The sequence below is a fragment of the Delftia sp. WSY_22 genome, from assembly GCF_043104185.1.
Lineage (GTDB): Bacteria > Pseudomonadota > Gammaproteobacteria > Burkholderiales > Burkholderiaceae_C > Comamonas > Comamonas tsuruhatensis.
Map to the genome: position 1 here is coordinate 49,483 of NZ_JBICKN010000043.1, position 24,588 is coordinate 74,070.

Consider the following 24,588-nt stretch of genomic DNA (forward strand, 5'->3'; position numbering starts at 1 on the left):
GCGGCGCCAGCCAATCAGAACAAGCCGCGCAGCGATGCAAAGCGCACCGCCTGGGCGCGTGTGCGCACCTGCAGCTTGCGGTAGATGTTCTTGATGTGCGTGTTGACCGTCATGGCGCTGATCATCAGGCGCGAGCCGATCTCGGCGCTGGTGTAGCCGCTGGCGACCATGCGCAGCACCTCGCGCTCGCGGGTGGACAGGCGGTCCGCCTCGTCGGGCGAGCGGCGCTTGGGCTCGGCGCCCTGGGTCTTGTCGAAGCGCTGCAGCAACCTGCGCGCCAGGCTGGGAGTGACGGATGCGCCGCCATTGGCCACCTGCAGCACGGCCTGCGGGTAGTTGCCGAACCAGGAGTTCTTGACGAGGTAGCCCGTGGCACCCAGCTCGAAGGCGCGCAGCACCTGCTCGTCGTTTTCCATCACGGAGATGATGACGGCCTCGGCCGTGGGCCGCACGGTCTTCATCATGTCCAGCAGTTCGAAGCCCTCGCCATCGCCCAGGTTCAGGTCGACCAGCATCACGTCGAACTCGTGCTGGCGAATGGCCTTTCGACCCTCTCGGACACTTCCGGCCTGGGCCACGACCAGGGTGCGCGGGTCGTTCATGATTTCCTGGGCAATGACCATGCGGATGTGGGCATCGTCATCGACCAGCAGCACGCGCACGGGCTTGTCGGGCTGGCCGGCCAGATAGTCTGGCCACATGGCGGAACTCAGGCCCGTGCCCAGCATGGCCTGGGCGCGCGAGGAATCGGCGATCAGGGGACGGGCATCGGCGGGAACGTCGGATGGATTCATGCTGTTCTCCTCAAATGTCACGTCATGTATATGACGCAACCGATCACATACGCGCCTTTCACATTAAGAGAAATCGCCACCGATATCCACAATCTTTGACGAAGTTTGTGAAAGATTGCGTAGCTTGCAAATTAACACATTTGTGTGAGAAGCCGGGTCCGTACTTTCTTGATCACCTGACCGGCAGGCCTGTCGGGCCTGGCAGGCCATGCCCTTCCCGATGCCCGCCATCCTCCCCTTGATCCAGCCTCATGACAGCCCCCGGTTCAACGCCTTCCTCCTGCGCCTGCACCGAGCGTATGCAATTCGATACACCGGGTTGTCTGGATGGCCCCATGCCCGCCGGATCAACGGCCTGAAGCGAAGCTGCAACTGCAAATTTTCTGTCGTTACACCTTGAAACTACCCAACTCCATTCACCTCCCAATGCCGCTGCTTTAACGCGATGCAGCCCGCCAGCCAAAGGTTTGCACGGGTAAGTACCCGCCACGTGGATCAGCGCTCACGGCTACCCCGTACAAGAGATGGAACGGCAGGGGCACCCCAAGCACATTGGAGTCCAGACAACGAGCTGGGGTCCAGGGAGACAAGGCCGGAAACCTCCGCAAAGTGTCTGAAAAACGGGTGCTTACACACCTTTTCCTGGTAGTCCGATTCCTTATCAAGGAGCCATCATGAAATCGCTTGCAATTCTTTCCCTGAGCCTGATCGCAACAGCAGCCATGGCTGGCCCCATGGGCGGTGGCGGTGGCGGTGGCGGTGGTGGCGGCGGCGGCGGCGGCAGCAGCAGTTCCCAGATCGAAATCAACGGCCCCAGCGTTCAGGTCACCCTGCTGAACAGGAGCGGCGTGCTCAACGTAGCAACGGGCGGTGGCAAGGCCTCCCAGAACCTGGCCAGCAATGCAGGCAACGTCACCATCGACCGCAGTGGCAGCTCTCTGCAGGTCGTCGCTGCCACCGGCAGCGGCATCTTGAACAAGGCCGATGGCTACGCAGCAGTGGCCGTCAACAACCTGGCCTCCAACTATGGCGAAGTGGAAGTCAAGAACACTTCGATCCAGGTGGTGGCTGCCAAGAACTCGGGCATCGTCAACTATGCCGGTAACGGTTCCATGGCAGTACAGAACATCTCCAGCAACAACGGCTGCGTGACCTGCTACAACAACCACTGAGCCTGACTGCCGGACGAAGGACACTGCCGGACGGCCCCAGGCCTTCCGGCAGCACCTTCCCGGCGAATAGCCAGCTCACCGCACCAGGAGAGCCCACCATGCACACCGCCGCCCATCTCTGTTCGGCTGCCCTACTGGCCTGGCTCGCACTCGGAGCGCCCCCCCTTCATGCAGCAGCCCCCGGCGAAGATCCAGTGGTGCTCAGCAAGCCTGTCGACTATCTGAGACTGCCCACGGCCAAGCAGCAGACATCGTCGGGGCTGGACACCGTCACTGACATCCCCATCAACGTCAAGGCCAAGATCGCGCGCTACGAAGCCATGTCCATGACCAATGCTCCCGGCATCTCCACCGAGGCGAACGTGGTGACCACGACTACGACGAGCAGCACGGGCATGCAGCGCACCTGCACCCAGGACCTGGCCAGCAACACCAACGCCAGCGCGTTCAACCGCTACGGGCCACAGACCAAGGACCAGATCGTGGTCCTCAAGGGCGACCTGATCAACGTCTGCCGCTAGTGCGGCCAGGCGGCCCGCGAACCGGCCGCCTTTCATTTCCAAAACCCATTTCCGGTGCCGGTGCCCCTGGGCGCCAGTGCCCTGGCTCGCCGTTTTCCAGCAGAGGTCCATCATGCGCAAACGCCTTCCAACGCCAGGACTTCCCCGCCCCGATGCCGCGCTGCAGCCGGCATTCGGCGGACATGCGGACAACCGAGGGACTTTCCGCCAGCGATGGGCTGGCAGACAGGGCTGTATGCGGGTGGTGGCCTGCGCGGTATCGGCATCCATCGTGCTGCTGTCGGGTTGCGCGCCGCTGGATGCGCGCAAGGATTCCAAATACCTGGAAAAAGTCTATGCGGCCGACCGCCCGGTGGTGCGGCCGGTGCGCTCCATATCGAGCTTCTCCGATTCGCTGATGTGCATGGACAGGATGTTCCGCAACAGCCACATGCCCACGGTGCTGATCACCAGCAAGCAGTTGCCCGACTATTCGGGCCGCGTGGCCGTGGCCGCCAAGGAGATGGTGGTCACCGCCCTGTCCCAGATGTCGCGCGTCAGCAGCGCCTTCCGCTACGTGGACTATGAGGTGGACATCGCCCGCCAGGACACGGTGCAGAACCTCACCACCATCTTGCTCAACAACAACCAGATCCAGCTGCAGCGCCCGGCCCTGTATGTGTCGGGCGCCGTGTCCTTCATGGACCAGAACGTGCTGCGCAACAACGTGGACATAGGCACCAGCGCCTCGCGCCTGGAAACCGGCTACAGCGCCAACCGCAGCGGCGCCGTGCTGGGCATGGAGCTGCACCTGGGCGACTTCCGCACGCGCACCATCATTCCGGGCCTGGATTCGGCCAACGAAGTCGTCATCGGCAACGGCAGCCAGGGCCTTGACCTGTCGGGCCGTATCGGCAACTACGGCGTGCAGTTCAGCGTGGGCCGCGACTATGCCCAGGGCTCGGGCCCGGCCGTGCGCACCCTGGTCGAGCTGGGCATGATCGAGCTGCTGGGCAAATGGTCACGCCTGCCCTACTGGCAGTGCCTGACGCTGGACCAGACCCATCCCGACTTCCAGCGTCAGCTGCGCGACTGGTATGAGGAAGGCGAAGCCGGCATCCACCAGGAGCTGGTGCGCCAGTCGCTGATCAGCAAGGGCTATCTGCCGCCCGACGCACCGGCCTTCACCGCAGGCAACCCGCAGTGGCGCGAGGCCATAGGGCGCTTCCAGGCCGACAGCGGCATGGTGGTCAATGGCGTGGTGGACTTCAGCACCTACGAGCGCGCACTGCGAGACTTCGTGGCCGTCAGCGCCGATGGACACATGACGCGCATCGGCTGGAACACCAAGAGTGCGGCACCGGTCACCACCGCCTCCGAGAACGTGGCCGTGGCCACGGGTGACTACCGCTACGGCGCCCCCGCGCCCGACCGCAAGCTGGACCTGTGGGTGGAGAACATCACGCCCACGCGCACCTCTTTCGAGACGGGTGAGCAGCTGTTCCTGTCCACCACCGTGTCGCGCGCCTCCTACCTGTCGTGCTTCATGGCCGGTGCCGATGGAGAGGTCACCCGGCTGGTGCCCAACGATGTGAACCGCTCGGGCTGGATCACCGCCGCCCAATCCGTTCGCCTGCCAGACTGGATGAGTCCCAACCCCGGCTACGTCATCAACGCCGGGCCTCCCGGCAAGGAAGGCGTGGCCTGCTTCGCCACCGAGCAGAACATGACCGACAAGCTACCCACGCTGCTCCAGGGCAAGGCCTTCATCGCCATCCCGGGCATGCGCTCCCTGGAGGATGTCAATCAGTACATGGCCAACTCTCTGGGCGCCGACCAGTACACCGGCTCGGCCCGCTTCTGGCAGGTGGTTCCGGCCCAGGCCAAGCGCTGATGAGCGGTGCACGTCACAAGCCAAACAGAGGCAATTGCCATGCCCTCCAGCGCTCATGAATCCCCGCCACGGCGGCGCATCGGGCTGCGCCTGACCGCAAGGCTTGTGCTGCCCGGACTGCTGGTGGTGCTGCCAGGTCTGGCTCCCGCCGTACTGCCGCATGTGCAGGCGGCGGCCCGCTTCACGCCGGTCATGCCCATTCGGGTGGCGACGGCCAGCGTGTACGGTTCCCAGCCGGGCACCAGCAACATCACCTCGACCTCGGACACCGCCCAGCAACGGGCCCTGTCCCAGCTACGCAGCCGCGCCGAAGGCAAGGGCGTGAGCCTGGCCACGCAGCGCGAGGCGCAATGGGTGATGGGCCTGCTGGCACTGCATGGCATTGCCATGGCGCAGGACGGGCCGCAGGCCAGGCAATGGTTCGAGCGCGCGCAGCGCGCCGGCCATCCGCTGGCCAGTGCGGGACTGGCCTGGTGCGCCATGGACGGCTGCGGCCAGCCGCCCGACCCACCGGCCGCAAGGCCCTGGATCGCCCAGCTGGCCAAGACCGATCTGGCCCGCGCCCAGTACCTGGAATGGCTGCTGGCGCGGCGCCTGGCACCGCTGTCCACGGCCGAACCCGTGGGCGAGGCCTTGGCCGTGGCTGGCACGCCCGACCAGGAACTGCTGCAGCGCGCAGCGCGCTCCGGCAGCCCCGGCGCCCAATTGGAATGGGGCCTGGCCCTGCTCGCACAGGACGAGCCCGAGGCAGCGCTGCGCCAGTTCCGCGCGGCAGCGGCGCGCTCATCCAGCGCCGCGACCAATGCACAGATGCTGGGCGAGCGCCTGCGGCCCGCAGGCCAGCTGGTGTCGGCGCAGGGCAGCTCCACGCCTGCAGCGCAGGGGCCGCAGGCCATGCAGCGCACGCCGCAGCTGAGTGGAGCGCCCAGCGAGCAGGACATCCAGGTGCGCCAGCCCGTCACGGCCCAGCAGCAATGGGAGCAGGCGCAGCGCTACCACCGCGGCGACGGCGTGCCGGCCAACTACACCGAGGCGCTGCGCCTGTACCAGCAGGCCGCATCCCACGGCCATGTGGCATCGCGTCGCATGCTGGAGCTGATCTACTCGCGCCCCGCACCGGGCGGCGGCGTGGACATCGGATGGATGCAGCAGCTGGCGCGCATAGACCCCATGACCATGCAGCCCATGGCGCCCGTCAGCCCCGCGCCCTACCGGCGCGATCCCACGCCGCTGTTCGACATGGTGCCGGCGCCCTGGCACAGGCACTGAGGCAGGAGCGAGGCGCTACAGCACCACGTCCAGGCCGGTGTCGGCCATCCAGTCCACCGGGTCCTGGCGCAGGACCATGTCGATGTCCAGGCCCAGGGCCACGCCCACTTCGCCGGGAAAGCTCACGGCCAGGGCACGCTCGTCCCACTGCGCCTCGCGCGAGCGGGCGCGCCAGGCAGCGATGTGCAGCACGCAGGCCAGCGGATCGAAGCCCGGCTGGGCCAGCGGCGCGTACAGGTGCTGCAGCGCATCGGCCAGCAGCGGCGGAAGGTTCCAGCGGCGGGCCAGGCCCGCACTGACATGGCTGTATGTGTAGCCGCACAGCCGCATTTCCAGCTCGGCGCGACGCGGGTCCAGCGGGCCGACCAGTTCGGTGATGGTGGCGGCGCGGCCGGGGTCGATCATGTGCATGGCCAGCTCCCCCAGGCCGTGCATCAGCCCTGCGGCATAGGCCGCCGTGGGGCTGGCCTGCACGGTGCCGGCCAGCGCTCGCGCCACGCGGGCGGCTTCCACGCTGTAGCGCCAGAAGGCCGGCATGGCCATGCCCGGCACGGCATGGGCGCCCACGCCCAGCGGTATGCCCCGCACGATCTGGCGCAGCTGCGCGGGCGCCAGCAGGGCCAGCGCCTCGGGAATGCCGGTGACACGTCCCGCCATGCCGAACACCGGGCCGTTGGCCTGGGCCAGCAGCCCGGCGGCCAGCGCAGGATCGGCTGCGAAGAGCTGGCTCAGCCGGCGCAGGCTGGGCTGCTCGGGCACCAGCTCGCGCAGCAGCAAGGCCACGATGCGCGGCTGCGCCGGCAGGGCCAGGGCCTGTGCCAACAGCGTCTGCAGGTCCAGTGCATGCGCAGCCATCGCGTTTCCTGCCTTGCCGTGCGCGGGACTACTTGCGGGTCTGCAGCTTGGCGAAGGCCGAGGCCATGGCCGATTGCTGCACCGGCTCGGGCGCACGGCGCGGCCCGCCCTGGCTGCCGCGGCCTGCGCTCTCGAAGCGGTTGTCACGGGGGCCGTCGCGCCGCGCCGGTGCCGCATCCAGCTTCATGGTCAGGCTGATGCGCTTGCGCACCACATCGACCTCCAGCACCTTGACCTTGACGATCTGGCCGGTCTTGACCACCTCGCGCGCGTCCTCGACGAACTTGTGGCTCATCTGGCTGACGTGGACCAGGCCGTCCTGGTGCACGCCCAGGTCCACGAAGGCGCCGAACTGGGCCACGTTGCTGACCGTGCCCTCCAGCGTCATGCCTTCCTTGAGGTCCTTGATGTCCTCCACCCCGTCATTGAAACGGGCCACGACGAAGTCCGGACGCGGATCGCGGCCGGGCTTTTCCAGCTCGCCCAGGATGTCCTTGACGGTGATGGCACCGAACTGCTCGCTCACGAACTGCTCGGCCTTCAGGCCCTTGAGCACTTCGGAGCGGCCCATGAGCTGGTCCACGCTCTTGCCCGTGGTGGCAATGATGCGTTCGACCACCGGGTAGGTTTCCGGGTGCACGCCCGTCATGTCCAGCGGATTGTCGCCGCCGCGGATGCGCAGAAAGCCCGCCGCCTGCTCGAAGGTCTTGGCGCCCAGGCCGGCCACGTCCATCAGCTGCTTGCGGCTCCTGAAGGAGCCGTTGGCATCGCGCCAGCGCACCACCGACTTGGCCACGCTGCCCGACAGGCCCGAGACGCGCGACAGCAGCGGCGCCGAGGCCGTGTTCAGGTCCACGCCCACGGAGTTCACGCAGTCCTCGACCACGGCGTCGAGCTGGCGCGCCAGCTCGCTCTGGTTCACGTCGTGCTGGTACTGGCCCACGCCAATGCTCTTGGGGTCGATCTTGACCAGCTCGGCCAGCGGGTCCTGCAGGCGGCGCGCAATGCTGGCGGCCCCGCGCAGGCTCACGTCCACGTCGGGCATTTCCTGCGAGGCGAACTCGCTGGCGGAATACACAGAAGCGCCAGCCTCGCTGACCACGACCTTCTCGATCTGGCGGTCGGCCTTGCTGGCGATCTTGATCAGGTCGGCGGCCAGCTTGTCGGTCTCGCGGCTGGCCGTGCCGTTGCCGATGGCGATCAGGTTGATCTGGTGCTTTTCGACCAGGCGGGCCAGCACGGCCAGGGAGCCGTCCCAGTCGCGGCGCGGCTCGTGCGGGTAGATGGTGGTGGTGTCCACCAGCTTGCCCGTGCTGTCCACCACGGCCACCTTGACGCCCGTGCGGATGCCCGGGTCCAGGCCGATGACGGCGCGCTGCCCCGCAGGGGCGGCCAGCAGCAGGTCGCGCAGGTTGTCGCCAAAGACCTTGATGGCCACCTTCTCGGCGTCTTCGCGCAGGCGCGAGAACAGGTCGCGCTCGGTGGACAGGCTGAGCTTGACGCGCCAGGTCCAGGCCACGCACTTGCGGATCAGGTCGTCGCTGGCGCGCTTGGCGTGGCTCCAGCCCAGGTGCAGGGCGATCTTGCCTTCGGCCAGGCTGGGCTGGCCGGGCTCGGGCTCCACGGGCTGGACCAGCTTGGCCTCGAGGATTTCCAGCGCGCGGCCGCGGAACACCGCCAGCGCGCGGTGCGAAGGCACGCGGCCGATGGGCTCGTCGTATTCGAAATAGTCGCGGAACTTGGCGACCTCGGGGTCGTTCTCGTTCTTGGATTCGACCTTCTTGGAGCGCAGCAGGCCGTCTTCCCACAGCCATTCGCGCAGCTTCTGCACCAGGGCCGGGTCTTCGGCCCAGCGCTCGGACAGGATGTCGCGCACACCATCGAGCACGGCCAACGTGGTCGAGAAATCAGGGCCCGGCTTGCCGTCGTCCAGGGTGGTGGCCGGCTTGCAGAAGGCCTCGGCCTCCTTGTGCGGGTCCAGCGTGGGGTCGGCAAATAGCTTGTCGGCCAGCGGCTCGATGCCGAATTCCTTGGCGATCTGTCCCTTGGTGCGGCGCTTTTGCTTGAAGGGCAGGTAGATGTCCTCCAGCTCCTGCTTGGTGGGCGCATTGGCAATGGCCAGGCGCAGCGCGTCGGTCAGCTTGCCCTGCTCGTCGATGGCCTTGAGCACCGCGCCCCGGCGGTCCTCCAGCTCGCGCAGGTAGCCCAGGCGTTCGTCGAGCTGGCGCAGCTGAGCGTCGTCCAGTCCGCCCGTGACTTCCTTGCGGTAGCGCGCGACGAACGGAACCGTGGCTCCGCCATCAAGCAATTCGACCGCGGCACCCACCTGCTGCGGCTTGACATTCAGTTCTGCGGCGATTTGGGCAATGATTTTTTGCATTCGAGAGGCGCCCCGTGGCGTGGAATCCGGAAAAGCGGCCAAGTGTGCCACACGCGATTCGGGCCGGGCCGCTCACGGCCGACCCGCAAATGCAAGCATTTCTTGCAGGCCAATGAATTCAAGGGCTTGCAAAATCAATCCACTGCCTGCTTTTGCCGGGGCCCTGCGGCAGGCAGGCACCCTCTGCCACAATCACCAGCTTCGAATGCAAGACGATCTGTTCGGTTCTCCCCCACCATCGGCCCCTACCCCGCCGCCTGCGCCTGCCGGCCGCACACCGGCACCGCGCAAGGCCGCCGGCGCCGTGCAGCTGGCGCCCCAGGCCCTGCTATGGCAGGCGCTGGCGGACCAGCTTGCGCAGGGCCTGCGCATGGGAGTCTCCACCTGGTCCTACCCGGGCTGGGAAGGTTTGATCTGGGATGGCGCCTATGACAAAAGCGTGCTGGCCAAGAAGGGACTGGAGGCCTATGGCCGGCATCCGTTGATGCGAACGGTCTGCGTGGACCGCAGCTTCTGGAGGCCGTTGACGGCCAGCCAGTACCTGGCCTTCGCGGGCCAGGTGCCGGCCGATTTCCGCTTCGTGGTCAAGTGCCCATCCGTGGTTACCGACGCGCAGGTGCGTGACGAGGACGGCAAGGGCATGTCGCTGAACCCGGTGTTCCTTCAACCCGATCTGGCCGTCACCAGCTTCGTCGAGCCCACGCTCGAAGGGCTGGGCGAGCGGCTGGGCGTGCTGGTGTTCCAGCTCAGCCCGATGACCTGGGGCCTGCTCAGCCGCCCCACCGAACTGCTGGCGCGGCTTCAGGCCATGCTGGAGGCGGTGCGCGCGGCGCTGGCCGCCCATCCGCTGGGCGCGCAGATCATCGTGGCGGTGGAGGTGCGCGACCCGGAGCTGCTGACGCCGCAGTTGGCCGACACCCTGCACGCCAGTGGCGCCACCTTCTGCCTGGGACTGCACGGCAAGATGCCCCCCATCGAGGAGCAACTGGTTTTTCTGCGCGGGCTGTGGCCCACCCCGCTGGTCTGCCGCTGGAACCTGAACCGCGAGTTCGGTGCCTACGGCTATCCCGATGCGCAAAAGAAGCACGACCCCTTCGACGAGATCCGCACGCCCGATGCGCACACGCGCGCCATCCTCGCCAAGACCATCGATGGCATCACCAGCCGCGGGCTGCCCGCCTTCGTGACGGTGAGCAACGATGCAGAGGGCTGCGCGCCGCGCTCCATCGCGCTGCTGGCCGAGGCCGTGGTCCAGGCGGAGGCGGCCCGGGTTCAGCGCTTGCCGTAGGCGCGCTCCACGCGGGCCACGCGCAATTCATAGTGCTCGTACCAGGCGTCCTTGCCCAGTTGCTGGGCGACCAGGTGCTCGGCATCCTGCTTCCAGCGCGCGATGGATTCGGCCGTGGACCAGTAGGACACGGTGATGCCGAAACCGTCCTCGCCGCGCGTGCTTTCCGCACCCAGGAAACCCTGCTGCTGCGCGGCCAGGTCCACCATGCGCTGGGCCATGAGGCCGTAGCCATCATCGTCGTCCGGCGTTCTGCGCGACGAGAAGATGACGGCGTAGTAAGGCGGCTCGGGGGTGTTGGCAAAGGGGCTCATCGTGGTCGGGCGGCAAGTTCTGCGGGCCCGCAGAATACACCGCCCGCGCTCAGGAATTCGCCGGCTCAGAGGCGGACGGCGCCTGCACCTGCTCGCCGCCCAGCACCTTCCACAGCGTGACGCGGTTGAGCTGCTCGGACAGGCGCAGGCCGATCAGGGTCTGCTGGGCCGTGTAGAGGCTGCGCTGCGCATCCAGCACGGTGAGGTAGTTGTCCACGCCGGCCTTGAAGCGTGCCTCCGACAGGTCGAAGGCCTTCTGCGTGGCCGCGACCATGCTGGTCTGGGCGGCCAGGCGCTCGTCCCACTGCGCGCGGTCGGCCAGCACGTCGGCGGTCTCGCGGAAGGCCGTCTGCACGGCCTTCTCGTACTGGGCGATGGCGATGCGCTGGTTGGCCTCGGCCACCTGCACGCCCGCACGGTTGCGGCCACCGTCGAAGATGGGCAGGCGCACCAGGGGGATGAAGCTCCAGGTGCTGCTGCTGCCGCCAAAGAGGCCATCGAGCTCGCGGCTGCCCGATCCCACGCTGGCCGTGAGGCTGATGGTGGGGAACATGGCTGCGCGGGCGGCGCCGATGTTGGCCTCCATGGCGCGCAGGTTGTTCTCGGCGGCCTGGATATCGGGGCGCACCAGCAGCACGCTGGAGGGCAGCGGTGCAGGCACGGGCTGCAGCGCCGCCGCAGGCTGGGCGCCGGCGCGCAGCGTGGCGGCGCCGGGCAGCAGGCTGTCGGGCAGCGGACCGCCCACCAGCAACTGCAGGGCGTTGCGGTCACGCTCCACCTGGGAGGTGAAGCTGGCCACGTCGCCGCGCGCCGTGTCCACCGTGGTCTGGTTCTGGGCCAGCACCAGGCCCGAGGTCGAACCTATCTCATGCATGCGCCGCGTCAGTTCGTAGGCCTTCTCGCGGCTGGCCAGGGTGTCGCGTGCCAGCTGCAGGCGGGCCTGGTCGGCGGCCAGCGTGAGCCAGGCGTTGGCCACGTCGGCCACCAGGCCGATCTGCACATTGCGCCGGTTCTGCTCGCTTTGCAGGAACTGCTGCAGCGCGGCCTCGCTGAGGTTGCGCACGCGGCCCCAGAGGTCGATCTCGTAGCTGGCAAAGCCCAGCTGGGCCGTGTACTGGGTGCTGACCGATGCCGCCTGCGTGGCGCTGGTCATGCCGGCGGCCGTGCGCGCACGGCTGGCCTGGGCCTGGGCGTTGACGCTGGGCAGCAGGTCGGCGCGCGTGATGCCGTACTGGGCACGCGCGCGCTCGATGTTCTCCACGGCCACGCGCAGGTCGCGGTTGTTGGCCAGGGCCAGCGCAATGACCTCGCGCAGCTGCCGGGACTGCACCCAGTCCAGCGCGGCGGCCGCCTGCAGGCTGGCCTCGTCGGCCTGTGCCGGATTGGCTGCGGTGCTGCCCACCGTGTCGGGCACGGGCATGTCCGGCGTGCGGTGCTGCGGCGCAAGATTGCAGCCGGACAGCAGGGCCGCCAGCGCGGCCGCAGCGGCGAGGGTGGAACGGTGCATTCGGCGCCTCATGCTGCGCTCTCCTTGGTGGTATGGGGTGAGTCGGTTGCCTGCTGCGGGCTTTCTTCATCCGTGCGCGAGTGGCTCTTGAACCAGCTGCGGATCAGCAGGAAGAACACCGGCACCAGGAAGATGCCCAGCACCGTGGAGGCCAGCATGCCGCCGAGCACGGCCGTGCCGATGGCATTGCGCCCGCCCGCGCCGGCACCCGTGCCGATGGCCAGCGGAATGACGCCGAAGCCGAAGGCCAGCGAGGTCATCAAAATGGGCCGCAGGCGCAGGCGCACGGCCGAGACCACGGCGTCGAAGATGCTCTTGCCCTGCTCCTGCAGCTGCACGGCAAATTCCACGATCAGGATGGCGTTCTTGGATGCCAGGCCCACCGTGGTCAGCAGGCCCACCTGGAAGTACACGTCATTGGTCAGCCCGCGCGTATAGGTGGCGGCCAGCGCGCCCACCACGCCCAGCGGCACGGCCAGCATCACGGACAGCGGCACGGTCCAGCTCTCGTACAGCGCCGCCAGGCACAGGAACACGAAGAGGATGGAGATGGCGTACAGCAGCGGCGCCTGCGCGCCCGACTGGCGCTCCTGCAGCGAGGCCCCCGTCCACTCGTAGCCTATGCCGGCCGGCAGCGTGCGCAGGATGTCCTCGACGATCTGCATGGCCGTGCCCGAGCTGACGCCCGGCGCGGCGCGGCCTTCCATTTCGTAGGCCGGGTTGCCGTTGTAGCGCATGAGCTGGGGCGAACCGTAGGCCCAATAGCTGCTGGAGAAGGCGCTGAACGGCACCATCTCGCCCTTGCCGTTGCGCACCGTCCATTTGGCGATGTCCTGGGGCAGCATGCGGTGCGGCGCATCGCCCTGGATGTAGACGCGCTTGACGCGCTCGTTGTTCAGGAAGTCGTTGACATAGGTGCCGCCCATGGCGCTGGACAGCACGCTGTTGATGTCGGTGTACGACAGGCCGAGCGCGGCGGCCTTGCGGTCGTCGATGTCCAGGCGCAGCTCGCTGGCGTCCTCCAGGTTGGTCATGCGCAGATTGGTGAGCTCGGGGCGCTTGCGGGCCTCGGTCAGGAATTTTTCCTTGGCCTGCAGCAGCGCCTGGTGGCCCAGGCCGTTCATGTCCTTGATCATGAAGTTGAAGCCCGAGCTGGAGCCCAGGCCGCGCACGGCCGGCGGCAGCATGACCAGCACGCGCGCATCGCGGATGGAGGCCAGCTCCCGGGTCGCCCGGTGCGCGATCTCGGAGGCCGACTGGCCCGGCAGCGGGCGCTCCTCCCAGGTCTTCAGCCGCACGAAGGCGCGTGCCGAGGCCTGGTCGCCGTTCAGGCCAGAGACCTGGTAGAAGCTCAGCACGTCGGGCTGCCTGGCAAAGTAGTCGCGCACCTCGTCGAGCACGCCCTGCAGCCGCGTGTCGGCCGCGCCCGAGGGCAGGTTGATGTTGACGAAGACAAAGCCCTGGTCCTCGTCGGGCAGGAAGGACGTGGGCAGGCGCGCCATCAGCAGCCAGACCACGCCGCAGACGGCCAGGAAGATCAGCATCATGCGCTTGGCGCGGCGCAGCGAGTACGCCACCGTGCCCTGGTAGCGCGCGGCCGTGGCGTCGAAATGGTGGTTGAACCAGCGGAAGAACCGGTCGTTCACCCCCAGGATGCCGCTGCGGATCGGGCGGTCATGCCCTGCCCCGCCCGCTGCGGGCGGCTTGAGCAGCGTGGCGCACAGCGCCGGCGTGAGCGTCAGCGCCACGAACACCGACAGCGCCATGGCCGCGACGATGGTGATGGAGAACTGCCGGTAGATCACGCCCGTGGAGCCGCCGAAGAAGGCCATGGGCACGAACACGGCCGACAGCGTCACGCCGATGCCCACCAGGGCTGGCGTGATCTCGCGCATGGACTGGCGCGTGGCCTGCTTGGGCGACATGCCCGTCTCGTGCATCACGCGCTCGACGTTCTCCACCACGACGATGGCATCGTCCACCAGCAGGCCGATGGCCAGCACCATGGCGAACATGGTCAGCGTATTGATCGAGTACCCGGCCAGCGACAGCACGCCGAAGGTGCCCAGCAGCACCACGGGCACGGCGATGGCGGGGATCATCGTGGCGCGGAAGTTCTGCAGGAAGATGAACATCACGATGACCACGAGGATCATGGCCTCCCCCAGCGCGCTGACCACTTCCTTGATGGAGGCGCGCACGAAGGGCGTGGAGTCCGAGCTGACGAAGTAGTCGATCTCGTTGGGAAAGAAGGGCTTGAGCTCGGCCAGCTTGGCGGCGATGGTGTCGGCCACGTTCATGGCGTTGGCACCATCGGCCAGCACGATGCCCATGCCCGCGCCCGGCAGGCCGTTGAGCTTGGCCTTGATGGTCAGGTTGTCGGCGCCCAGCTCCACGCGGGCCACGTCCTTCATGAGCACCACCGAGCCGTCCACGGACGACTTCAGGACGATGTCCTCGAACTGCTCCACCGTCTTGAGCTTGGTGCGCGCCGTGATGGTGGCGTTCAGCTGCTGGTCCGCGACGGCGGGCAGCGCGCCCAGCTGGCCGGCCGAGACCTGGGCGTTCTGCGAGTTCAGCGCATTGACCAGGTCCGACGGCATCAGCGCGTACTTCTCCATCTTGGCCGGGTCCATCCAGATGCGCATCGCATAGTTGGTGCCGAAGACGTTGACATCGCCCACGCCGTCCAGCCGGCCGATCACGTCGACCAGGTTGCTGGTGAGGTAGTCGCCGATGTCGACCGCGGTCATGGCCGGGTCCTTGGAGAAGAAGCTGTAGGTGACCAGGAAGTCCTGGCCGCCCTTGTTCACGAACACGCCCCGGCTCTTGACGGCGTCGGGCAGGCGGTTCACGGCGGACTGCAGCTTGTTTTGCACCTGCACCTGGGCCACGTCGATGTTGGTGCCCGGCGCAAAGGTCAGCGTGGTGCGCGCGCGGCCCGAGGCGTCGGACGTGGAGCTCATGTAGAGCATGTTGTCGATGCCCTTGAGCTGCTGCTCGATGATCTGGGTCACCGAGTTCTCGACCGTCTCGGCCGAGGCGCCCGTGTACTGCGCGCCGATGGTCACGCGCGGCGGCGCGATGTCGGGGTATTGCTCCAGCGGCAGCGTGAAGATGGACAGCGCGCCGCCCAGCATGATGACGATGGCGATGACCCACGCGAAGATGGGCCGGTTGATGAAGAACTGAGCCATGTGACGGGTTCCTGCGGCTTACCGGGCCGCAGGGGCCGGAGCCGCTGCGGGTGCAGGAGCAGGTTCAGCGGCCGCGGAAGCCTTGTCGGCAGCGCCAGGCGCGGCCGCCGCTGCCGGGCCATCAGCGGGCTTGCCCTTGCGGGCCTGGGCCTTGGCGCGCAGGTCCACCTCCACGGCACGCACCTTGTCGCCGGGCTTGATGCGCTGGAAGCCATCGACCACCACGCGCTCGCCGGCCGACAGGCCGTCCTGCAGCAGCCACATATTGCCCACGGCGCGGTCGATGTTCACGGGCCTGCGCTCGATCACGTCGTCGGCCTTGGCCACCAGCACGCTGGCCTTGCCGGTCAGGTCGCGCGTCACCGACTGCTGGGGCACCAGCAGCGCCTCGGGCGCCAGGCCCGTGGGCAGCAGCGCCTGCACATACATGCCGGGCATGAGCAGGCCCTGCGGGTTGGGCACCACGGCGCGCAGCGTGACGCTGCCCGTGGTGGCATTGACGATCACGCCTGCAAACTGCAGCTTGCCCTGGTGGCCGTATTCCGTGCCATCGTCCAGGCGGATACGCACGGCGACCTTGTCGCCCTCCACCTTCTGGAAGCGCCCGGCATCCCAGTCGCGCTTGAGCTGCAGCAGCTCGCTGGTGGACTGGGTGAAGTCCACATACATGGGGTCCAGCTGCACGATGGAGGTCAGCGCCTCCGTCTGGTTGGCCGTCACCAGCGCGCCCGGCGTCACCGTGGACAGGCTGATGCGCCCGCTGATGGGCGCCTCGATGCGGCTGTACTTGAGGTTGATGCGCGCGGTCTCCAGATTGGCCTTGGCCACGGCCACGTCCGAGCGCGACTGGGCTGCGGCGACCTGGCTTTCTTCAAACGCCTGCTGGCTGATGGCATCGATCTTGACCAGCTCGGCATTGCGCCGCGACGTGGCCTCCAGCGTGCGGGCGCTGGCCTCGGCCTTGGCCAGGGCCGCCTGGGCGCTGGCCTCGGTGGCGCGCAGCGAGGCCGCGTCGATCTGGTAGAGCTGCTGGCCCTGGCGCACCAGGGCGCCTTCGGTGAACAGGCGCTTTTGCACGATGCCCGAGACCTGGGGCCGCACCTCGGCGGTCAGCGAGGCGCGTGTGCGGCCCGGCAGCGTGGCCTCCAGCTGCTGGCTCTGCTTTTGCAGCGTGACCACGCCCACCTCGGGCGCAGCCTTGGCTGCGGCGGCGGGCGCTGCATCCTGCCTGGAGCAGGCGGCCAGGCTGGCGGCCAGTGCCAGCGCGCACAGCACGGCAGCACCGGGGCGCTTGCTGCGTGCAAGCGAGGCAGAAGGTTGTGCGTGCCCTGCGCCGGGCTGGGAATCGGAAGGCGCCGCAAGGCGCGTACTCGGCGAAAGAGGCACGTCAAAATTCATAGGAACAGCGAAGTCGTTGGGGGCATCGCACGATTGTGCAGTGCCCATATTTCTTGTTTGTAAAGTGGATGGCATGCCACCGCAGTCTCGCGGCAAGACCATCCAGGATGATGCAGGTGTCGGAGCGCGCCGACACATGCAAGTTCAATGCCATTTGCCGGTCTGTTCAGTGCCTGGCGGCGGGCGCCGTGCGCACGCGCAGCATGCTGAACACGCCCGCCATGGCCGCAAAGCAGCCCGCCACGGCCAGGGCCACGATTTCGGCATGGCCGCCATGCCCGCCCGAGACGGTGAAGATGGTGGCCAGCACCACGGCCCCCAGCGTCTGCCCCGTGAGCCGCGCCGAGCTCAGCATGCCGCCGGCCGCGCCGCTGCGCGCCAGCGGCGCCGAGGTCACGATGGTGTGGTTGTTGGGCGACTGGTACAGCGCAAAGCCGCTGCCCGCCAGCAGCATGCGCCAGACCATGTCCAGGGTCGAGGGCGCATCGGGCATGGCCGCCAGCGCCCACAGGCCGCAGGCGAACATGGCCATGCCGATGCCGCCCAGCAGCCCGTCCGCATAGCGGCCGATGAGCCGGCCCGCAATGGGCGCCGTCATCACCGTGGCCAGCGGCCAGGCCGTGATCAGCAGCCCGGCCTCGATGGGCGACATGCCGTGCGACTCCAGCAGCAGGAAAGGCAGGGCCAGGTAGGCCAGCATCTGCGCGCAAAAGGCGCTCACCGATCCGCACATGGACAGCGCGAACACCGGAATGCGCAGCAGGTCCACCGGCAGCAGCGGCGCAGGCAGGCGCCACTGGCGGCGCACATACCACAGCCCCACCAGCAGGCCCGCGCCCAGCAGCCACCAACCCGAAGGCAGGGACGACTGGGCACCGCCGGCGCGCATGCCCAGCTGCTCGCCGCCCAGGAAGATCAGGCTGAACATGAGGATGTTGAGCAGCACATCCAGCGGCGACAGCCGCGCGCCCGCGTGTGCCGGCACCGCATTGGCCGGCAGCGCCCGGCGTCCCAGCCACAGCGTGAACAGGCCCAGCGGCAGGTTGGCCGCAAACAGCCAGGGCCAGCTGGCCACCGACAAAATGGCCGCCGCCACCGAGGGCCCGGCCATGGATGCCGTGGCCACCACCAGCGAATTGACGGCCATGCCCCGGCCCAGCAAGGCACGCGGATAGATCAGCCGCACCAGGGCGGCGTTGACGCTCATCACGCCCGCAGCGCCCAGGCCCTGCAGCGCCCGCGCAGCCACCAGCGTGGGCAGCGATGTGGCCAGCATGGCTGCCAGCGAGGCCAGGGAGAACACCAGCATGCCCATCAGATACACGCGGCGGTAGCCCAGGCGTTCGCCCAGGGCCGCCAGCGGCAGCAGCAGCACCAGGCTGGCAAGCTGGTAGGAATTGACCACCCACAGCGTATGGGCCGAGCTGGCCTGCAGCTCGCGCGCCATGGCTGGCAGTGCCAGATTGACCAGGGTGCTGTCCAGCACCGACAGCGTCAGCCCCAGGATGATGACCAGCATGGCCTGGCCGCGGGGGCCGGACGCAAGTCCGTCGGGTACAGGCCCACCAGCCTCTGCTGCGGGAGCCACGCTCATGAATGGCCCTTTGCACCCACGCGGTGGGCACGTGCGCCGCCCAGCGTGATCCAGGCCAGCGCCACGCCGATCAGCGCGCCCGTGGCCATGCCCACCACCATGGGCAGGGGCTTGCCCGTGGAGAACAGGCCCACGATCTGCATGGCCGCCGCGCCCGACAGCATCTGCAGCGTGCCCAGCAGCGCCGAGGCCGTGCCGGCGATGGCGCCGTGCTCCTCCAGCGCCAGCACCGAGGTCGTCGGAATCACCAGCCCCATCAGCGCGCTGGCCACGAAGTACAGGCCGACCAGCACGGCCAGCCGCTCACCGCCCAGCAGGTAGTACGACAGCAGCGACAGCATCACCAGGCCCGAGCCGGTGGCCGCCACCTTGACCACGCGCACCAGGCCGAAACGCTGGCCCAGCCAGCCCGTGAACTGCGCCGCGCCGATGAAGGCGATGGCGTTGAGCCCGAAGGCCAGGCTGTACTGGGTGGAGCTGAGCCCGTAGTAGTTGATCAGCACAAAGGGCGAGCCAGCCAGGTAGACGAAAAAGCCCGCCATGGCGCAGCCGCCGATGAAGACCAGGCCCAGGTAATGCCAGTCGCGCAGCAGCACGCCATAGGCGCGCAGTGCGCCGGCCACGCTGCTGTCCAGCCGCGCGGCGGCCCCGCGCGTTTCCTTCAGGCCCATGAACACGGCCGCCAGGCCGATCACGGCCGCCACGGCCACGGCCCAGAACACGCCGCGCCAGCTGCTCACGGCGATCACGCCGCTGCCGGCCAGCGGCGCCAGGATGGGAGAGACGCTGAACACCAGCATCAGCAGCGACATCATGCGGGCCGCCGCATGGCCGGTGTGCAGGTCGCGCACCACGGCGCGCGGCACGGCCATGCCGGCGGCCGCGCCCAGGCCCTGGATGAAGCGCAGCACCACCAGCGTCTCGATGCTGGTGGCCATGGCGCAGCCCACGCTGGCCAGCGCGAACACGGCCAGGCCGAAGTACAGCGGCGGCTTGCGCCCCACCATGTCCGAGACCGGCCCGTACAGCAGCTGCCCCACGCCCAGCGAGAGGAAGAAGGCCGTCAGGCTGGCCTGCACCGCGCCCACCTGGGCGCCCAGGCTGCTGCCGATCTGGGGCAGCGCGGGCAGGTACATGTCGATGGCAAACGGGCCGATGGCCGAGAGCAGGCCCAGGATCAGCACCAGGCGCAGCGTGTGGGAATCAGGGGAAGCGGGAGAAGAAGAGGGAGAAGGCATAGACGCAGACATAGACGCGCCATTGTGGCGGCAAGCGCTGCGGGCTGCAGGGCGGTGCTCACATTTCCTGGGCAGGCAGGCCGGCGCGTGCGGCGCTGGCGGCTTGCCGTGGCACAAGTTTGCGGGGCCGCAACCCTGTTACGCTCGGATACGAGATTGCCAACACAGCAGCATAGACACCCCATGCACTCAACCACGCCCCTCTTCCTGCCGACCCTCAACGCATTGCCAAGGCCCCTGCTTGCCGCCCTGCTGCTGGGCGCGTGCATGCAGGGCCCGGCCCATGCGGCGCCGCCGCAGGCCCGCGGTGACGCCAAGGCCGGCGCCACTGCCATGCTGGAAGTGTCCGAAGACGGCCGCGACGTGATCGACCGCCGCGCCCGCCTGCTGTGGCCGCGCTGCGTGGAAGGCATGCACTGGAATGGCAAGACCTGCGCGGGCCTGCCGGAGCTGTTCACGCACAAGCAGGCGCAGGCCCTGGCCGCCGAGCGGGCCAAGCAGGACGGCGTGCGCTGGCGCCTGCCGCGCGTCAACGAGATGCGCCGGCTGATCTCGCGCGATATACGGCCGCAAGGCCTGTCGCCCGAGCTGTTCCCGGGCGCGCCGCGCGGCTGGCACTGGACGGGCACGGCAGCGGTGAACGCACGGCCCGTCAATCCCTACAACTACAGCAACATCTCGGGCAGCGCCGGTACGCAGCTGTCGGCCCAGCAGGCCTGGGCGATTGACCTCGACAGCCTGGAGACGCGGCCCGACATGGGGCGCGGCAACCAGCTCATGGTGCGGCTGGTGCGGCCCCTGCCCTCCGCGCCGCCCGATGAAAAGGCCGAGGCTCCCGCCAGGCCAGCCCCCCACAGGCCGGACCCGGACGAAGAGGACTGACGCTCAGGCCGCGCGCAGCGAGGCCTTGAGGCTGGCGCCCAGTTCGGGCTTGTGCGCGAACGGGTCGGTGGGGTTGCGGCCCTGCACCACATCCTCCATGCGGGTCTGGACCGAACCCAGGGCTTGCGGATGGCTGTAGATGTAGAACTGGTTGGCCGCAATGGCGTCGAAGACCTTCTGCGCCACATCGGGGGCCGTGACCTTGCCCGAGCCCACGGCCTTCTCGCTCATGGCCTGGCCTATCTTCTGGCTGGCCGTCAGCGGCTGCGCGGCCAGATGGCTGGGCCGGTTGCGCTCGCTGTGGCTGATGCCCGTAGGCACGAAGAAGGGGCACAGCACGCTGGCGCTGATCTGGTCGGAGACCAGGGCCAGGTCCTGGTACAGCGTCTCGGTCAGGCTGACCACGGCATGCTTGCTGACGTTGTAGATGCCCATGTTGGGAGGCGCCAGCAGCCCGGCCATGCTGGCCGTGTTGACGATGTGGCCCTCGAAGGACGGATCGGCCTTGGCCGCCTCCAGCATCATGGGCGTGAACAGCCGCACGCCGTGGATCACGCCCCAGAGGTTGACGCCCAGCACCCACTGCCAATCTTCCAGCGTGTTCTCCCAGACCAGCCCGCCCGCGCCCACGCCTGCGTTGTTGAACACGAAGTGCGGCGCGCCGAACTGCTGGCGCACCTCGTCGGCCAGGGCCTGCATCTGGGCAGCGTCGGACACATCCACGCGGCGTGCCAGCACGCGCACGCCCTGCCCTTCGAACTCGGCGGCAGCCTTGTCCAGCGCCTCCTGCTGCACATCGACCAGCACCAGGTTCATGCCCAGCTTCGCGCCAATGCGCGCGCACTCCAGGCCGAAGCCCGAGCCCGCGCCCGTCAGCACGGCCGTCTTGCCCTTGAAGTTCTTGATCATTCCCTTGTCTCCTGGTTTTTTGTGGTGGTTCAGATCAATTTGACGAGTTGCTTTCCGAAGTTCTTGCCCTTGAGCAGACCCAGGAAAGCGGAAGGTGCGGAGGCAATGCCTTCGGCAATGCTCTCGCGCGGGCGCAGCTTGCCGGTGCCCACCAGGCGGCCCAATTCCTGCAGCGCCTCGGGCCAGACTTCCATGTGCTCGCTGACGATGAAGCCTTCGATGCGGATGCGGTTGATCAGGATGAGCGCGGGATTGGTCATGGGCAGCGGCGTGCCGTCGTAGCCGGCGATCATTCCGCACAGCGCGATGCGCGCAAAGGCGTTGGTGCGCAGCAGCACGGCGTCGAGGATGTAGCCGCCCACGTTCTCGAAGTAGCCGTCGATGCCCTGCGGGCAGGCGTCCTTGAGCGCCTTGGCCATGGTCTTGGTGTCGGGGTGCTCGCGGTAGTCGATGCAGGCGTCGAAGCCCAGCTCCTCGGTGGCGTAGCGGCACTTCTCGGGGCCGCCCGCAATGCCCACCACGCGGCAGCCGCGTGCCTTGGCCAGGGCCGCGAACGCGCTGCCCACGGCGCCCGTGGCGGCGCTGACCACCACGGTCTCGCCGGCCTTGGGGGCGATGATCTTGACCAGGCCGTACCAGGCCGTCACGCCGGGCATGCCCACGGCGCCCAGGTAGTGCGACAGCGGCACATGGGTGGTGTCCACCTTGCGCAGCATGCCGGGCGCATCGCCATCGACCACGCTGTATTCCTGCCAGCCGCCCATGCCCACGACCTTGTCGCCAACGGCAAACTTGGGATGGCGGCTTTCCACCACCTCGCCCACGGTGCCGCCGATCATGACCTCGCCCAGCGGCTGCGGCTGGGCATAGCTCTTGCTGTCATTCATGCGGCCGCGCATGTAGGGGTCCAGGCTCAGGTAGTGGTGGCGCACCAGCACCTGGCCTTCGGCCAGCGCCGGGGTCTCGGTACTGACAAGGCGGAAATTGCTTTCCACGGCTTCGCCCTCGGGGCGGTTGTCGAGCAGGATCTGCTGGTTCACGGGCATGGGAAAACCTCCGGTGGCATCACAAACAATGGAACCAGTTCCCGGTGCTGCCGGGGCTGGCGTGTGGCATTGGGTATCTGGCAAATTCGCCGTGCGGATCAGTCCGTGGCGAGGGTTGTCTCGGCGGCGGCCGGCTTGGCCACGCGCGGCATGTACTTGAACGTTCCGGTCGCATGGCTGCACAGCCGGCCCGAGGCATCGAACACGCGCGCCTCGGTATAGGCCATGGAACGCGTGCGGTGCAGCACCACGCCCTTGGCCACCAGGGGGCCGCGCGCCGGCTGCATGAAGCTGGTCTTCATCTCTATGGTCACGCAGCCCATGTCGCGCTGCAGGCTGCGTGCGGCCACGGCCATGGTCACGTCCAGCAGGGTCATGGTGGCGCCGCCGTGGGTCACGTCAAAGGTGTTCAGGTGCTCGGGACGCGCCTCGAAGCGCAGTTCGGACTCCCCGTCCTCCATGCGGTGCAGGGTGAAACCCAGGTGGTCGACGAAGGGGATGGGGTGGCCAAAATCCAGCACGAAATTCTCCAGTTCAGATCGCAATGCAGGCGAGCATAAGGGCGCCCGAAGGCACCATGGCGCGCGGCGGCACGATCTGCGGGAAAAACTGTCACCTCGGCAGCAGCGCCACCGCGTTCAGCCGCCCACCAGGGCGCTGACGCCGCCGTCCACGGCCATCCACTGGCCCGTGATGTGCTTGCCCGCGTCGCTGGCGTACAGCAGGGTCAGGCCCTTGAGGTCCTCGTCGTCGCCCAGGCGGCGCAGCGGGGCATGGGATTTCATCTCGTCCTCGCCCAGGGTCTCGATCAGCACGCTGGCCATCTTGGTCTTGAAAAAGCCCGGGCAGATGGCGTTGACGGTGATGCCATGCACGCCCCACTCGCCGGCCAGCGCGCGCGTGAAGTTGATGACGGCTCCCTTGGAGGTGTTGTAGGCAATGGTCTTCATGCCCAGCGGGTTGCCGCCCAGGCCTGCGATGGAGGCCAGGTTGATGATGCGCCCGGTCTTGCGCGGGATCATGCTGCGCCGCGCGATCTGCTGGCTCAGCAGGAAGTAGCCGCGCACGTTGAGGTTCATCACCTTGTCCCAGGCGGCCACCGGGTGCTCCTCGGCCGGCGCGCCCCAGCTGGCGCCCGCGTTGTTGATGAGGATGTCCACCTGGCCCAGGCGCTCCAGGGTCTCGGCGGCCAGGCGCTCGATGTCGGCCTCGTTGGCGCAGTCGGCGGCGATCCAGCGGGCGTCGATGCCTGCGGCCTGCAGCTCGGCAGCGGCTTCCTCCAGGTCGGCGGCCTTGCGCGAACTCAGCATGATCCTGGCGCCCGCCTCGCCCAGCGCATGGGCCATCTGCAGGCCCAGGCCGCGCGAGCCGCCGGTCACCAGGGCGGTCTTGCCGGTGAGGTCGAAAAGTTGCTGCACATTGCGAGTCATTCGTCTGTCTCCTGGTCCGGGTCTTGTGTGCCGGTCATGGGTGGAATGGAGGGCGGCCCTCCCCTGCCGGGACGGCCTGCAGCGGCGATTGTGCAAGCCGCCCCGCCGTGCCGCATGTCACATGCGTGTCCGGCCCGTCAATCCCCGAACAGCGAGCGCGTGCCGCCCCAGGCCGCACCCTCGATCTCCAGCATGCGCAGCTTGGTCAGCGCACCTGCGCCGCCCGAAAAACCGCCCGGCTGGGCGCCGGCGGCCAGCACGCGGTGGCAGGGAATCACGGGCGCGAAGGGGTTGAGGCCCAGCGCCTGTCCCACGGCGCGCGACAGGCCCACCTCGCCCAACGCGCGCGCGATCTCGCCATAGGTGCGCGTATGGCCGGGAGCGATGGCACGCGTCAGCTCGTAGACGCGGCGGTGAAATTCCGACACACCGTGCCAGTCCAGCGCCAGCTCGGCCAGATCCGGCAATGCCTGGCCTGCGGGCAGCATGCGCCGTGCCCGCAGGTCGGGCAGCACCGGGCCGTCACGCAACGGCTGCGCGCTGGGCGCGGAAGGCTCCACGGTCCATTCGCCATGGCCCGCCATGAGCACCTGCACGCCGGCGATGGCCTGCGCCACGCTGGCCGGCAGGTCCTCGGCGCGCACCGCTGCCGCATAGCTGCCGGGCCTGCGCGATTGCACGCCGCGCAGCATGCGCGTGCGCGTGGCAGCCGGGCCGTCCACCTCGGGCAACTGAAAGGCCGCAAGGCCGCATTCGCCCCAGGCCACGCCGCAGGGCCCCAAGCGCGTGGCAAACAGCGCATGGCCCGTGGCTTCGGGGTCCCAGGCCGGGCTGCCCGTGGTCGATTCGTTCGTCATGGCGGTGGTTTTCTCCTTGCAGGCGATTGTGGCCGCATGGCTGCCGCCGCTGCCCGCAGCGACC

The 24,588-nt window shown here is 68.3% G+C and carries 20 protein-coding genes; 6 read left to right on the forward strand and 14 right to left on the reverse strand.

Annotated features, from left to right (window positions below; translation table 11 throughout):
* Positions 1 to 14: 14 nt before the first annotated feature.
* Positions 15 to 794: a response regulator transcription factor gene (locus ACF8NF_RS20685; protein ID WP_016446810.1), complete on the reverse strand. Its 780-nt coding sequence runs from the start codon at positions 792 to 794 to the stop codon at positions 15 to 17.
* A gap of 674 nt (positions 795 to 1,468) precedes the next feature.
* On the opposite strand from ACF8NF_RS20685, the gene ACF8NF_RS20690 reads away from it, so the two are divergent.
* The 4 genes from ACF8NF_RS20690 (at position 1,469) to ACF8NF_RS20705 (ending at position 5,629) form a co-directional block, all read left to right on the forward strand.
* On the forward strand, positions 1,469 to 1,966 hold the full coding sequence (locus ACF8NF_RS20690; RefSeq protein ID WP_047475133.1) for a hypothetical protein: 498 nt from the start codon (positions 1,469 to 1,471) through the stop codon (positions 1,964 to 1,966).
* A gap of 197 nt (positions 1,967 to 2,163) precedes the next feature.
* Entirely contained in the window at positions 2,164 to 2,487 is a 324-nt protein-coding gene (locus tag ACF8NF_RS20695) for a hypothetical protein (protein ID WP_227472563.1), read from the forward strand.
* 235 nt (positions 2,488 to 2,722) lie between these two features.
* Positions 2,723 to 4,360, forward strand: coding sequence for a DUF4384 domain-containing protein (locus tag ACF8NF_RS20700; protein ID WP_043790348.1), 1,638 nt, complete (start codon positions 2,723 to 2,725; stop codon positions 4,358 to 4,360).
* A 39-nt stretch (positions 4,361 to 4,399) separates the two neighbouring features.
* Positions 4,400 to 5,629: an SEL1-like repeat protein gene (locus tag ACF8NF_RS20705; protein ID WP_212646254.1), complete on the forward strand. Its 1,230-nt coding sequence runs from the start codon at positions 4,400 to 4,402 to the stop codon at positions 5,627 to 5,629.
* A 15-nt stretch (positions 5,630 to 5,644) separates the two neighbouring features.
* Here the strand turns inward: ACF8NF_RS20705 and ACF8NF_RS20710 are convergent, their stop codons facing one another.
* Positions 5,645 to 6,484: an HDOD domain-containing protein gene (locus tag ACF8NF_RS20710; protein WP_016446805.1), complete on the reverse strand. Its 840-nt coding sequence runs from the start codon at positions 6,482 to 6,484 to the stop codon at positions 5,645 to 5,647.
* A gap of 28 nt (positions 6,485 to 6,512) precedes the next feature.
* Positions 6,513 to 8,864, reverse strand: a complete 2,352-nt coding sequence (locus tag ACF8NF_RS20715) for a Tex family protein (protein ID WP_392451191.1) — start codon at positions 8,862 to 8,864, stop codon at positions 6,513 to 6,515.
* 205 nt (positions 8,865 to 9,069) lie between these two features.
* Between ACF8NF_RS20715 and ACF8NF_RS20720 the strand changes: the two genes are divergently transcribed.
* Positions 9,070 to 10,152 (forward strand): DUF72 domain-containing protein, encoded by a 1,083-nt coding sequence (locus ACF8NF_RS20720; protein WP_392451192.1) that lies wholly within the window; start codon positions 9,070 to 9,072, stop codon positions 10,150 to 10,152.
* On the opposite strand, the gene ACF8NF_RS20725 is transcribed toward ACF8NF_RS20720, so the two are convergent.
* The 6 genes from ACF8NF_RS20725 to ACF8NF_RS20750 all read right to left on the reverse strand — a co-directional run bounded on the left by ACF8NF_RS20725 (position 10,137) and on the right by ACF8NF_RS20750 (position 19,400).
* Positions 10,137 to 10,466 carry an antibiotic biosynthesis monooxygenase gene (locus tag ACF8NF_RS20725; protein ID WP_016446802.1) on the reverse strand — a complete coding sequence of 110 codons (330 nt, stop codon included), beginning with the start codon at positions 10,464 to 10,466 and terminating at the stop codon, positions 10,137 to 10,139. The genes ACF8NF_RS20720 and ACF8NF_RS20725 overlap by 16 nt on opposite strands.
* A gap of 49 nt (positions 10,467 to 10,515) precedes the next feature.
* Positions 10,516 to 11,973 carry an efflux transporter outer membrane subunit gene (locus ACF8NF_RS20730; protein WP_017407319.1) on the reverse strand — a complete coding sequence of 486 codons (1,458 nt, stop codon included), beginning with the start codon at positions 11,971 to 11,973 and terminating at the stop codon, positions 10,516 to 10,518.
* 8 nt (positions 11,974 to 11,981) lie between these two features.
* Positions 11,982 to 15,170, reverse strand: a complete 3,189-nt coding sequence (locus tag ACF8NF_RS20735; protein WP_017407320.1) for an efflux RND transporter permease subunit — start codon at positions 15,168 to 15,170, stop codon at positions 11,982 to 11,984.
* 18 nt (positions 15,171 to 15,188) lie between these two features.
* Positions 15,189 to 16,568 (reverse strand): efflux RND transporter periplasmic adaptor subunit, encoded by a 1,380-nt coding sequence (locus ACF8NF_RS20740; RefSeq protein WP_392451193.1) that lies wholly within the window; start codon positions 16,566 to 16,568, stop codon positions 15,189 to 15,191.
* 166 nt (positions 16,569 to 16,734) lie between these two features.
* Entirely contained in the window at positions 16,735 to 18,162 is a 1,428-nt protein-coding gene (locus ACF8NF_RS20745; protein WP_392451194.1) for an MFS transporter, read from the reverse strand.
* Positions 18,159 to 19,400 carry a multidrug effflux MFS transporter gene (locus ACF8NF_RS20750; RefSeq protein WP_392451196.1) on the reverse strand — a complete coding sequence of 414 codons (1,242 nt, stop codon included), beginning with the start codon at positions 19,398 to 19,400 and terminating at the stop codon, positions 18,159 to 18,161. The genes ACF8NF_RS20745 and ACF8NF_RS20750 overlap by 4 nt, the downstream gene beginning before the upstream one ends.
* Positions 19,401 to 19,583: 183 nt before the next feature.
* On the opposite strand from ACF8NF_RS20750, the gene ACF8NF_RS20755 reads away from it, so the two are divergent.
* Positions 19,584 to 20,282, forward strand: a complete 699-nt coding sequence (locus ACF8NF_RS20755; protein ID WP_016446796.1) for a DUF1566 domain-containing protein — start codon at positions 19,584 to 19,586, stop codon at positions 20,280 to 20,282.
* A gap of 3 nt (positions 20,283 to 20,285) precedes the next feature.
* Here the strand turns inward: ACF8NF_RS20755 and ACF8NF_RS20760 are convergent, their stop codons facing one another.
* The 5 genes from ACF8NF_RS20760 to ACF8NF_RS20780 all read right to left on the reverse strand — a co-directional run bounded on the left by ACF8NF_RS20760 (position 20,286) and on the right by ACF8NF_RS20780 (position 24,524).
* Positions 20,286 to 21,191 carry an SDR family oxidoreductase gene (locus ACF8NF_RS20760; protein ID WP_017407325.1) on the reverse strand — a complete coding sequence of 302 codons (906 nt, stop codon included), beginning with the start codon at positions 21,189 to 21,191 and terminating at the stop codon, positions 20,286 to 20,288.
* A 29-nt stretch (positions 21,192 to 21,220) separates the two neighbouring features.
* Positions 21,221 to 22,237, reverse strand: coding sequence for an NADP-dependent oxidoreductase (locus ACF8NF_RS20765; RefSeq protein WP_207442709.1), 1,017 nt, complete (start codon positions 22,235 to 22,237; stop codon positions 21,221 to 21,223).
* Between the two features lie 98 nt (positions 22,238 to 22,335).
* Positions 22,336 to 22,758: a PaaI family thioesterase gene (locus ACF8NF_RS20770; protein ID WP_016446794.1), complete on the reverse strand. Its 423-nt coding sequence runs from the start codon at positions 22,756 to 22,758 to the stop codon at positions 22,336 to 22,338.
* A gap of 117 nt (positions 22,759 to 22,875) precedes the next feature.
* Complete coding sequence (locus ACF8NF_RS20775) at positions 22,876 to 23,667, reverse strand: SDR family oxidoreductase (RefSeq protein WP_016452876.1); 792 nt, start codon at positions 23,665 to 23,667, stop codon at positions 22,876 to 22,878.
* A gap of 137 nt (positions 23,668 to 23,804) precedes the next feature.
* Positions 23,805 to 24,524 (reverse strand): methylated-DNA--[protein]-cysteine S-methyltransferase, encoded by a 720-nt coding sequence (locus ACF8NF_RS20780; RefSeq protein WP_392451197.1) that lies wholly within the window; start codon positions 24,522 to 24,524, stop codon positions 23,805 to 23,807.
* Positions 24,525 to 24,588: the final 64 nt, after the last annotated feature.